The sequence below is a fragment of the Mesorhizobium sp. M7A.F.Ca.CA.004.06.1.1 genome (genome assembly GCF_003999135.1).
Taxonomy (GTDB): domain Bacteria; phylum Pseudomonadota; class Alphaproteobacteria; order Rhizobiales; family Rhizobiaceae; genus Mesorhizobium.
Window position 1 is genome coordinate 1 of sequence record NZ_RZPQ01000118.1, and the last position, 10796, is coordinate 10796.

Here is a 10796-nt window from a genome sequence, read left to right on the forward strand (position 1 = left end):
GCATCAACGGTGTGTCAGGCGTCAAATACGCCATCCCGCTGATTGATGGCCAGGTGCTTGCGCAAGGCAATGTCGGCGGCGGAACCGGAGCGCTGGTGCGCGGCATACGCGGCGAGGATCTGAGCAAGATCGCCATCGTTGCCAGCAACATCAAGCAGGGCTCGATCGCCGATTTCGACTCTGGCGACGGCGTTGCCATCGGCAAGCGCATGGCGGAGAATCTCGGCCTGACGCTTGGCGATACCATCACCTTGATTTCGCCCGACGGCGACGTGACGCCGATCGGCACCACGCCGCGCATGAAGGGTTACAAGATCGCGGCGATCTTCGAAGTCGGCATGTCCGAATATGACACCTCCATCGTCTACATGCCGTTTTCCGAAGCGCAGCTCTATTTCAACATGGACGGGCGGGCGCAGACGATCGAGATCTATGTCGACAATCCAGACGATGTCGATGCGCTGAAACCGAAGGTGGAGGAGGCGGCGCAGCGGCCGATCGACATGGTCGACTGGCGCCAGCGCAACGAGACCTTCTTCTCCGCCCTGCAGGTCGAGCGCAACGTCATGTTCATGATCCTGACGCTGATCGTGCTGGTGGCGGCGCTGAACATCATCTCCGGCCTGATCATGCTGGTGAAGGACAAGGGCCACGACATCGCCATCCTGCGCACCATGGGGGCGTCGCGCGGCGCCATCCTGCGTATCTTCCTGATGACGGGTGCGGCGATCGGCGTGACCGGCACGCTTGCCGGTGTGCTGCTCGGCGTGCTGATCTGCACCAACATCGAGTCCATCCGCCAGTTCTTCTCATGGATGACCGGCAAGGTGCTGTTCAATCCGGAGCTCTATTTCCTCAGCCAGTTGCCGGCGAAGATGGATCCGCGCGAGACGACCTATGTCGTCCTGATGGCGCTCGGCCTGTCCTTCCTGGCAACCGTGTTTCCGGCATGGCGCGCCGCGCGCCTCGATCCGGTCGAAGCCTTGAGGTACGAATAGTGGCCGAGGTCATTATCGAGCTGAAGAGCGTCGAGCGGCACTATGTCCAGGGGCCGCGCAAGCTCACCATCCTGAACGGTGCCGATTTCTCGCTGAAGCGCGGCGAGATGGTGGCGCTGGTGGCGCCGTCGGGCACCGGCAAGTCGACCCTGCTGCACACTGCCGGCTTGCTGGAGCGTCCCGACGCCGGCGACGTCATCCTGGCCGGCCGTGCCTGCGGGCGGCTCTCCGATGACGAGCGCACGGCGATCCGCCGCAACGATGTCGGCTTCGTCTACCAGTTCCATCATCTGCTGCCGGAATTCTCGGCGCTGGAAAACATCATGATGCCGCAGCTCATCAAGGGGCTCAGCCGCAAGGACGCGGCCGAGCGCGCGGCGCAGCTGCTCGATTACATGCAGATCGGCAAGCGCGCGTCGCACCGGCCGTCCGAACTCTCCGGCGGCGAACAGCAGCGCGTCGCCATCGCGCGTGCGGTCGCCAATGCGCCGCTGGTGCTGCTGGCCGACGAGCCGACCGGCAATCTCGACCCGGTCACCGCGTCTTATGTGTTCGAGGCGCTGGCGGCGCTGGTCAAGCAATCGGGCCTCGCGGCGCTGATCGCCACCCACAATCACGAATTGGCATCGCGCATGGACCGGCGCGTCACCCTGGCCGACGGCAAAGTGGTGCCGCTTTAGTCTCTGATGTCGTCATCCTAGGGCGAAGCTCCGCGGAGCGGAGCGTAGACCCTAGGATCCATGCCGTTACTTTCGAGACAAATGCAGGGGTCGAGGATATGCGACCTCTATCAGAGGCGATAATTCTGCACCGTAGCATCGCCCCTGGTCACGGCATGGATCCTAGGGTCTGCGCGCGTCGCTCCGCTCCTTGCTCCGCCCTAGGAGGACGATGCGATGGCTAATCGCAAAGGCTTCGGTCAGCCCACGTAGCACCGTCGCTCGCCCCTCAACCCTTTCTTAACCCTGCCGATTTGATCGCCCGAAAATTCCGGAGGCGGCCGCATCGTGCCCGTTGACTTTGAAACAAAATTAGAACAAAATGCGAACATATCAACAACAGGAGAGAGTTATGACCGATCTGGTTCAGGATGTCATCTCACTGGTTTGCATGAGCACGTTCCTTGTTTCCATGGCGATCTGGATCGGAGCCATGTGATTTGGCGGCGTTCGCCGCCGCTGTTCCTACGCGGTGGAAGGCCGTTCCGCCGTTAAGCTTTTCTTGCCGCCGTAACGTTAGGGTACCCCGGCAAGACAGGGAGCAACGTCCAGGTGTCGCCCATAGTCACGGCCATTCTGGTGGCCAGCAATCTCGGGCTGATCTTTCTGTTGATGACCGTGCCGCTTGGTCTGCGCACGGTGCGGCTGACCCGTCTGGTGGCGATGGACCGCCAGCGCCTCTGGCAGGCGCTGTGGCCGCTCGGCAGCGATGCCGGCTGGTCCGGTGAGATCCTTTCCGCCGAGGCGCCGGACGGCGAGGGCGTGGCCCGCATCACGCTGTCGTGGGAAGGTCGCGACGGCAAGCCGATCGAACGCAGGTCGCGGTTTGAAGACGTCGTCGAAGGTATCAGCTTCTCGATGCGTGTCATCGAGGACACCGCGCTCGATGCTTCGTTCTGGAAGGACTTTTCCGAAACCGCCGAACTCGTTTCCGAGGGCAACGGCACGCGGGTGACGCTCAGCCAGACGGATCGCTATCGCGGCGTCGCCTTCCTGGTGTTCCGCTATTTCGCCCTGCGCCGCGAACTCTCCAAGCTGCAGCGCTGGGCGCGGACCGGGCAGTATCGCAAGGGCGGTTGGTTCGAGCATCCGCTCAGCCAGGTTGGCTTTGCCGGGCTTTCGGCGCTGATCCTGTGGCCATTCTTCGGCCTTCACTTCGGCGGCCTGGCACTGGCCGCGATCCTCACATCGGTGGTCGCCCTGCATGAGCTTGGCCATATGGCGGCGTTCCGGCTTATGGGCCACAACCGGGCACGGATGATCTTCATTCCGCTGCTCGGCGGCATCGCCATTGGCGGGCGGCCCTATGACAGCCGTTTCGAGGTGGCTTTCGTGGCGCTGATGGGCGCCGGCTTCTCCGCATTCCTGGTGCCGGTTGTGATCGCTGCCAGCACCTTTGCCGGCGCGGAAGGCCACCGGCTGGCGGCGGCCCTGCTGGCGACCCTGGCGGGCTTCGCCGCACTGTTCAACATCGCCAATCTGGTGCCGGTGTGGAAGTTCGACGGCGGTCAGGTGCTGCGCCAGATCTGTCCGGGACCGGTCGCACTGGCGCTGGCTTCCTTCTTCCTGCTCTCGGCTTTCCTGGCTGTCGGTTGGCAGGCCGGCTTTTCCTCCAATTTCCTGCTCGCGACGGGAGCGGTGTTTTCGATCCTCAGCCTGCTGACGATGAGCAGCGGGGTCAAGCCGCGTTACGAGCTGAAGCCGATCCGCACCATCGACCGCCTCGCCATGGCCGCGGCGTTGCTGGCGGTGTTCGCCATCCATGGCTATGGCGTGTTGTGGGCCTCCGCCCAACTGATTTGAGCCGTACCGGATCCGGAAGGATCAGCCCGCCTTGCGCTCGGCTTCGACAGGCAAGACCGTGGCGGGACCGAACACATCCTCGAAGGCGGATTTCAACGCGAGATCAAGGTCGGCCATTCCCAGGGGAAGGCCGAGATCGACGAGGCTGGTGACGCCGTGGTCCTGCACGCCGCAAGGCACGATGCCGCTGAAATGGTCGAGATCGGGCTCGACATTGATGGCGATGCCATGAAAACTCACCCAGCGCCGCAGCCGGATGCCTATGGCCGCGATCTTGTCCTCGGCCGGCGAGCCGTCCGGCAGGGCAGGGCGATCCGGCCGCACGACCCAGACGCCGACCCGGTCCTCGCGGCGTTCGCCCTGCACGTTGAAGGCGGCGAGCGTGCCGATGATCCACTGTTCGAGCGCCGCGACGAAGGCGCGGACGTCCTCACGCCGCCGCTTCAGATCAAGCATGACATAGGCGACCCGCTGGCCCGGCCCATGATAGGTGTATTCGCCGCCGCGGCCGGCCGCAAATACCGGGAAGCGGCTGGCGTCGATCAGATCCTCGCCGCGAGCGCTGGTGCCGGCCGTGTAGAGCGGCGGGTGTTCGACCAGCCAGACCATTTCGCCGGCAGCGCCGCTGCGGATCGCCTCGGCGCGCGCCTCCATGAAGGCAAGTGCTTCGCGATAGGCGGTAAGGCCGGGCTCGATCAGCCATTCGACCGGTGCTGAACCGGGGAGCGGCAGGAACGACGTGGCGATCTGGCTGCGTTCGGGCATGGCGTATCGTCTTTTCGCTTATGCATGTCGCGTCCCAAAACCGCCTCGCACCTTTGGGTGACATCAACTTGCCTTCCATATGGCGATATCAGGCGCAAACGTCCAGTTCCGGCGCTGCGTTCGGACCCTGTGGAGCATTATGCCAATCGCCTGACATTATTGCTTGCCGTGCACTTGTTTCGCCGGAAACGATTTGCTACACGCCGCGAGCCGGTCGGTTCCGGCTCTACCACGTGCGGTCGTGGCGGAATTGGTAGACGCGCAGCGTTGAGGTCGCTGTGGGGCAACCCGTGGAAGTTCGAGTCTTCTCGACCGCACCATTTTCCTTCCCAGATCCCGATTGTGCAAGCTCCGCCCGCTGCGGGCCGGGCGCATTTCGTTTGATATTCCCGCGCTTTACGCCACTTTCTTTTTGAGCGTCGGATTCTCCCAAAACCGGTTTCCCCTTTGGGTCCGATGCTCTAGACCTGATTTGCACCTTTTCCGGGATTCTTGTGGCGGGAGGCGCTGGTGGAAGGCGAGCACGAACGGACGATTGGCGCCAGGGCCGCCGAGGAGCACCACGCCGACATCTATGGCGAGGACGGCGCCGTGCTTTCGTCCTTCCTGGCGCGGATTGGCGCGGCGATCGCCGACCGCGACACGCTGACCCTCAAGCATGAAGTCGACGACCTGCACCAGTCGGAACTCGGCGACCTGCTCGAGGCGCTGCATCCCGAACAGCGCCACGCGCTGGTCGAGCTCCTGGGCGCCGATTTCGACTTCTCCTCGCTGACCGAGGTCGACGAGGCGATCCGTATGGAGATCGTCGACAGTCTGCCCAATGCGCAGATCGCGCAGGCGGTACAGGAGCTCGATTCCGACGACGCCGTCTACATTCTCGAAGACCTCGAGAAGGAGGATCAGGACGAGATCCTGTCGCAGCTGCCGTTCACCGAGCGGATCAGGCTGCGCCGCTCGCTCGACTATCCCGAAGAGACGGCCGGCCGCCGCATGCAGACCGAGTTCGTCGCGGTGCCGCCGTTCTGGACGATCGGCCAGACCATCGACTACATGCGCGACGACCAGAATCTGCCCGAGCGCTTCAGCCAGATCTTCGTCATCGATCCGAGCTTCAAGCTGCTCGGCGCCATCGACCTCGACCAGATCCTGCGCACCAAGCGTTCGGTCAAGGTCGAGGAAGTGATGCACGAGACGCGGCACGCCATTCCGGCCACCATGGACCAGGAAGAGGCTGCACGGGAATTCGAGCAGTACGATCTTTTGTCGGCCGCTGTCGTCGACGAGAACGAACGGCTGGTTGGCGTTCTGACCATCGACGATGTTGTCGACGTCATACAGCAGGAGGCCGAAGAAGACTTGATGCGCATGGGCGGCGTCGGCGACGAGGAGCTTTCCGACAGCATCTTTTCGACCTCGCGCTCACGCGTTCCGTGGTTGCTGATCAACCTTCTGACCGCGTTCCTGGCGGCGTCGGTGATCAGCCTTTTCGACCGCACGATCGAACATATCGTCGCACTGGCGGTGCTGATGCCGATCGTCGCCGGCATGGGCGGCAATGCCGGCTCGCAAACCATGACCGTCACCGTGCGGGCGTTGGCGACCAGGGATCTCGACATCTACAATGCCGGCCGCATCATTCGCCGCGAGATGGGTGTCGGCTTCATCAACGGCATCGTCTTCGCCATCCTGATCGGCATCGTTGCGGCAGCCTGGTTCCGTGACCCCAATCTGGGCGGCATCATCGCGGCGGCGATGATCATCAACATGTTCGTGGCCGCTCTGGCCGGCATCCTGATCCCGCTGCTGCTCGATCGTTTCAAGATCGATCCGGCGGTCGCTTCGGCAGTTTTTGTCACCACGGTTACCGACGTCGTCGGCTTCTTTGCATTTCTCGGCATTGCCACGTGGTGGTTCGGTGTGCCCTGAAGGCATGCCTTTTGGCTTAATTGACTTTTACGTAAATGCCGTGCGAGGCTTGCGCGGGGCGCCATGTCGATTCCGGCATGGCATGGGTTTTGGTTCGGGACATAAGGGCGACGCCGGCATGGCGATCGCCCCTTGGTTTCGGCGTGCGGGAGTGGCAATGCGAGAATATTATTCGATCACCGAGTTGACCCGCGAGTTCGACGTGTCGACGCGGACGCTGCGCTTTTACGAGGACGAAGGGCTGGTGCAGCCGGTGCGGCGTGGCCGCACGCGGCTGTTTCGCCCCTCCGACCGGCACCTCATCCGTCAGATCATGCGCGGCAAGAGGCTTGGCTTCTCGATCAACGAAATCCGCGAGATCATCCAGATGTACAAGGAGCCGCCCGGCGAAGTCGGCCAGCTCAACCTGATGATCAAGCGCATCGAGGAAAAGCGCGAGGATCTCCGGCAGAAGCGCCGCGATCTCGAGGAGACGCTGGCTGAACTCGACCAGGCCGAGGAATCTTGTGTGGAGCGGCTGGTTGAGCTTGGCGTGAATACCTGAGCGGACTGGATTCTGTCGCGCGTTAGCGTTCGGAATTAGCGGAGACGTCTATTCCTTCGTCATCCTAGGGTCTCCGCGACGGAGCTGCGCTCCTGCTTCGCCCTAGGATGACGAGGTTCGCAAGACTTAGGCTAATCGCCGAAGTGTGCACCTGTCAAACCTCTCCGCGATGGAAACCAGGGGCGCCAGCTCAGATCCAGCGGCGCACGCGTTTGGCGTAGTCGCGGTACTTCTTGCCGAATTTTGCCGCCAGCACCTTTTCCTCGCCTTCGATCGCCATTTTCTGCGTGGCATAGGCGGCGATGAACGCGAGTGGCAGGAACCACACGATGCCCGAGACAAAGGCGACCCCGATCAACAGCAGGGTGTTGGCCAGATACATCGGATTGCGGGTGATGCCGAAGGGACCCGTGGTGACCAGGTGATCGGGCACAGCGTTCGGGTTCAGCGTGGTCTTGGCGCGGACCATGGTGCGGATCGCGGTGACCCAGAGCGCGGCGACGGCAAACAGCGCCACCCAGCCGGTGGCGAAAAGAATATCGCCCAGGAGGTCACCGATCCAGGGCAGGGGATAGAGCAGGCCCAGCGCGATGCTGATGGCGATGGCGGCGGTGTAGATCAGCGGCGGCCACGGTATGAGCCCCGGCTTCGGCTGGTTCTCGGTCATTTGACCCCTTCCTCCATCAACTTGCTGTCGGTCTTGGCGGTACACATGCCGGCGAGATCGGACAGATGCGTCTTCCATTCCGCAGTCTGGTCGTTGTTGTAGAGCCGATCAAGCGTTGCCTCGCCCTCGAGCGTATCGAGCATGCAGACACAGTAGCTCGTACAGAACTCGGTGTCGCGCGACTGCTCGCAGGACAGCTGGCAGGTTTTGAGGAAATTCACCTGCGGGGTTTCGACCTGTGCCGGCATGATCTGCGAGAACAGCCACATGCAGCCGATCAGCAATGGCTGGTGGATCAGGTAGAACGCCAGGCTGTGCCGGCCGATAAAGACCAGCGGGTTGGCCCAGCGACCGGGCGCCAATTCGGCAAGCCGGGCAAGTACGCCTGAACCGGCGGCAAGTTTCGTCACCGCGATGCCCGCAAGCACGGCGCCGAACCATGGAAACAGCGGAACGTAGTCGTTGGAGCGTGGATTGTTCGCCGACAGGCCGACCCACCACAGCCATGGGTGATCGAACGCCTCGAGGCGCAGATAGACAGGCGCCGCGATGACGAGCGCGGCGACGACAAGCGTCAGCAGTGCCGGCAGCCGCAGAAAGGCGAGGCCGAGCAGGCTGGCCAGCGCGATCTCGTGCAAGATGCCGAAGAAGATGAATCCATCCGGCGTGGCGATACGGGTGACGACCGATATCGCGATCGCGGCTCCCGCGACCATGGCGAACCGCTTCCAGAAGCCGTTCCAGCGGATTTGTCGGCCATGGGCGAGGTACAGACTGACGCCGACCAGGAACAGGAAGGTCGAAGCGATGCAACGCGCGTAGATCTTCCACCAGCCGAAGGCGGTCAGGCCGGGATCGGTGTAGCCGAAGAACTCCAGATCCCAGGTGAAATGGTAGCTCGCCATGGCGATCAGCGCGATGCCGCGCACGATGTCGATAGCGACGATGCGCTTTGGTCGATCCGGAACGGGTGCGGTCGGCGTTTGGATGCTCATGGTCTCGCATTCTGATTCAGCCCCGCTGGAGGACTATCACGGTTGCCCGGCACAAAAGAAGACCGGCAACTCTGCCGACAACCCGGATCAGCCGCGGCATTGGGCCAGTGCAGGGAAGCCTTTGGCCGGCTTCGCTTTTGCCGGATGCGCGTCGGTTTCCTCTTATTGGCGCTGGGATCGCCACGTCAGATTTGACCCGGTGAATCTGCTTCGGGGAAAGCAATGTCCACCCATGTGCGCCATCCAATCTGGCTGCCGGCTCTCAAGGCCGCGGACGCGCGCACCTTCGCGTCGCTCTATGCGGTCGAATCCTTCGCCCGCGCCACGGTGTCGAGCGTCATCCCGATCCAGGCCTACGAGATCCTGCACAACGAGCAGATCGTGTCGATGCTCTACACAGTCGTGGCGATGCTCGGGCTGTCGGTGACATTGTTCATGCCGATGCTGATCCGCCGTTTTGCCCGGCGCTGGGTCTACACGGCAGGCGCCTGCCTGCTGGCCGTCGGCTCGCTGTTCTTCGTCACCGACACGCTTGCCGGGCAACTGGCCGGCATGCTGTGCCGGGTGATGGGCGCCAGCGCGCTGTCGATCACGCTCAACCTCTACATCATGGACCACATCCGCAAGACCGACTTCATGCAGGCCGAATCGCTGCGCATGGCGTGGTCGATGCTGGCCTGGACCGGTGGGCCGACGCTCGGCATCTTCCTCTACACGCGCTTCGGCATCTATGCCGCGCATGGTACGGTCGCGGTGTTCGCGTTTGGCCTGCTGGCGCTGTTCTGGACCTACCGCCTCGGCGACAACCAGTCTATCCGTCCGGGCAAGACGCGCCCCGTCAATCCGCTCGCCAATATCGGCCGCTTCGTGGCGCAGCCCAGGCTCAGGCTGGCTTGGCTGATCGCCTTTGGGCGCTCCTGCTTCTGGACGACGTTCTTCGTCTATGGGCCGCTGTTCATGGTCATCACAGGTGAGGGCAAGCTGGCCGGCGGCCTGCTGGTTTCGGCCGGCAACGCGCTGTTGTTCATGGCGATTTTCTGGGGCAAGGCAGGAAAGCGCTTTGGTGGCCGCGGGACCATGACATTCGCCTATTTCGCCATGTCGGCCGCGCTTTTGGCGGCGGGCTTCGTCGGCGAAACCGTGCCGCTGCTTACCGGCGCCTTCCTGCTCTGCGGTGCCTTCTTCACCATTGCGCTCGACGCCCTCGGCTCGACCGCCTTCATGCGCTCGGTGCGCTCCTATGAAAGATCTCAGATGGCAGCGGTCTACCGCACCTATCTCGACTTTTCCGAGTTGACGCCGCCGCTGGTCTATTCAGTGGCGCTGGCCTTCTTCGGCCTGGGCTCGGTGTTCGTCACGCTCGGTCTGCTGGCGGCGGTCTGCGGCTTTGTGACGTGGCGCTATCTGCCAAAATCACTTTGACCTTCATGGCGCATTCGCAATGGTCACCGGCGGAATTTGGTTTGCCGGAAGCGAGGATTCTGCCTATAGTCACCGGTGTCGCCGGTTCCATTTTGGAGCCAAGAGGGAATGCGGTGAGGGCGAATTTCGCCCAATGCCGTGGCTGCCCCCGCAACTGTGTGCGGTAGTCCTCTCCATAAACCACTGAGGATTTTTTCTTCGGGAAGGTGGGGAAGGACGCTGATCCGTGAGCCAGGAGACCTGCCGGCGACAGGAAACTGACTTCGATGCCCTCGGGTGGAGGGCGAAAGGACAAGACATGACTACCGCTTCCGTCTCCCTCGGCACCTCCGTCTCCTCGCAGTCGCGCTTCATGCAGCTCGCTCTTGCCGCGCTGCTCGGCGTTTTCGTGATGGGCTTTGTCGGCTTCTCGCATATCGATGCGGTCCACAATGCGGCTCACGACTATCGCCATTCGATGGCGTTTCCCTGCCACTGACGAGGGGCTGACATCATGAACCTGTTTCGCAACGTCGTGTTCATCGCGGCGATCGCAGGGCTCGTGGCCGGCGTCGTCCTCGCCTGCCTGCAAGCCTATGCCACCGTGCCGCTGATCCTGAAGGCGGAAGTCTACGAACAGGCGGGCGGCGGGCATCACCATGACCATGCCGCTCCGGCCGCAACGGATAGCAATGCCATGAGCACAACTGCACCGGCGGGAGATGCCATGAGCTCTGCTGCCCCGGCGGCGGAAGCCGCTCCGGCAGACGAAGGCTGGGCGCCGGCAGATGGTTTCGAGCGTTTCGCCTTCAGCGTGCTTGCCAACATCGTCACCGGCATCGGCTTCGCCTTGATCCTGGTCGCGGTCTCCGAATTCGCCGGCGGCATCGGTGGCTGGCGCCAGGGCGTGTTCTGGGGCCTGGCCGGCTTCGCCGTGTTCACGCTGGCGCCTGGCCTCGGCCTGCCGCCGGAACT

The 10796-nt window shown here is 63.0% G+C and carries 11 protein-coding genes, 1 tRNA gene and 1 riboswitch; of the genes, 9 read left to right on the forward strand and 3 right to left on the reverse strand.

Annotated elements, in window-relative coordinates; all coding sequences use genetic code 11:
* The 3 genes from EN906_RS10140 to EN906_RS10150 all read left to right on the forward strand — a co-directional run.
* Positions 1–998: lipoprotein-releasing ABC transporter permease subunit (locus EN906_RS10140; protein ID WP_127375159.1), on the forward strand; the 998-nt coding region annotated here is incomplete at its 5' end.
* The gene (locus EN906_RS10145) at positions 995–1678 is read left to right on the forward strand and encodes an ABC transporter ATP-binding protein (RefSeq protein WP_174800360.1); all 684 of its coding nucleotides are present in this window, start codon (positions 995–997) and stop codon (positions 1676–1678) included. The genes EN906_RS10140 and EN906_RS10145, both read left to right, overlap by 4 nt.
* Positions 1679–2269: 591 nt before the next feature.
* Complete coding sequence (locus tag EN906_RS10150; RefSeq protein ID WP_127268002.1) at positions 2270–3520, forward strand: site-2 protease family protein; 1251 nt, start codon at positions 2270–2272, stop codon at positions 3518–3520.
* 21 nt (positions 3521–3541) lie between these two features.
* On the opposite strand, the gene lipB is transcribed toward EN906_RS10150, so the two are convergent.
* The gene (gene lipB / locus EN906_RS10155; RefSeq protein ID WP_127268001.1) at positions 3542–4285 is read right to left on the reverse strand and encodes a lipoyl(octanoyl) transferase LipB; all 744 of its coding nucleotides are present in this window, start codon (positions 4283–4285) and stop codon (positions 3542–3544) included.
* Between the two features lie 235 nt (positions 4286–4520).
* On the opposite strand from lipB, the gene EN906_RS10160 reads away from it, so the two are divergent.
* The 3 genes from EN906_RS10160 (at position 4521) to EN906_RS10170 (ending at position 6758) form a co-directional block, all read left to right on the forward strand.
* Positions 4521–4605, forward strand: a tRNA-Leu gene (locus EN906_RS10160).
* Positions 4606–4795: 190 nt separating this feature from the next.
* The gene (gene mgtE, locus EN906_RS10165) at positions 4796–6214 is read left to right on the forward strand and encodes a magnesium transporter (protein WP_127268000.1); all 1419 of its coding nucleotides are present in this window, start codon (positions 4796–4798) and stop codon (positions 6212–6214) included.
* A gap of 157 nt (positions 6215–6371) precedes the next feature.
* Positions 6372–6758, forward strand: coding sequence for a MerR family DNA-binding transcriptional regulator (locus EN906_RS10170; protein WP_023685221.1), 387 nt, complete (start codon positions 6372–6374; stop codon positions 6756–6758).
* Between the two features lie 190 nt (positions 6759–6948).
* Here EN906_RS10170 and EN906_RS10175 read toward each other — a convergent pair whose 3' ends face one another.
* Together EN906_RS10175 and EN906_RS10180 are read right to left on the reverse strand one after the other, a co-directional pair.
* Positions 6949–7425: an isoprenylcysteine carboxylmethyltransferase family protein gene (locus EN906_RS10175; protein WP_127267999.1), complete on the reverse strand. Its 477-nt coding sequence runs from the start codon at positions 7423–7425 to the stop codon at positions 6949–6951.
* The gene (locus EN906_RS10180) at positions 7422–8420 is read right to left on the reverse strand and encodes a DUF1624 domain-containing protein (protein WP_127267998.1); all 999 of its coding nucleotides are present in this window, start codon (positions 8418–8420) and stop codon (positions 7422–7424) included. The genes EN906_RS10175 and EN906_RS10180 overlap by 4 nt, the downstream gene beginning before the upstream one ends.
* A 222-nt stretch (positions 8421–8642) precedes the next feature.
* On the opposite strand from EN906_RS10180, the gene EN906_RS10185 reads away from it, so the two are divergent.
* The 3 genes from EN906_RS10185 to EN906_RS10195 form a co-directional block, all read left to right on the forward strand.
* Complete coding sequence (locus tag EN906_RS10185) at positions 8643–9842, forward strand: MFS transporter (protein ID WP_127267997.1); 1200 nt, start codon at positions 8643–8645, stop codon at positions 9840–9842.
* Positions 9843–9907: 65 nt separating this feature from the next.
* A riboswitch (cobalamin riboswitch) is annotated at positions 9908–10105 on the forward strand.
* A gap of 35 nt (positions 10106–10140) precedes the next feature.
* Positions 10141–10320 carry a CbtB domain-containing protein gene (locus tag EN906_RS10190; RefSeq protein WP_127267996.1) on the forward strand — a complete coding sequence of 60 codons (180 nt, stop codon included), beginning with the start codon at positions 10141–10143 and terminating at the stop codon, positions 10318–10320.
* Between the two features lie 15 nt (positions 10321–10335).
* The coding region (locus EN906_RS10195) for a CbtA family protein (protein WP_206529077.1) at positions 10336–10796 on the forward strand (461 nt) is incomplete at its 3' end.

What these genes read in the sequence shown, in the direction of transcription:
- EN906_RS10180 (WP_127267998.1), bottom strand. Translation starts at nt 8,420, where the DNA reads ATGAGCATCCAAACGCCGACCGCACCCGTTCCGGATCGACCAAAGCGC.
- EN906_RS10185 (WP_127267997.1), top strand. Translation starts at nt 8,643, where the DNA reads ATGTCCACCCATGTGCGCCATCCAATCTGGCTGCCGGCTCTCAAGGCC.
- lipB (WP_127268001.1), bottom strand. Translation starts at nt 4,285, where the DNA reads ATGCCCGAACGCAGCCAGATCGCCACGTCGTTCCTGCCGCTCCCCGGT.
- EN906_RS10170 (WP_023685221.1), top strand. Translation starts at nt 6,372, where the DNA reads ATGCGAGAATATTATTCGATCACCGAGTTGACCCGCGAGTTCGACGTG.
- EN906_RS10175 (WP_127267999.1), bottom strand. Translation starts at nt 7,425, where the DNA reads ATGACCGAGAACCAGCCGAAGCCGGGGCTCATACCGTGGCCGCCGCTG.
- EN906_RS10190 (WP_127267996.1), top strand. Translation starts at nt 10,141, where the DNA reads ATGACTACCGCTTCCGTCTCCCTCGGCACCTCCGTCTCCTCGCAGTCG.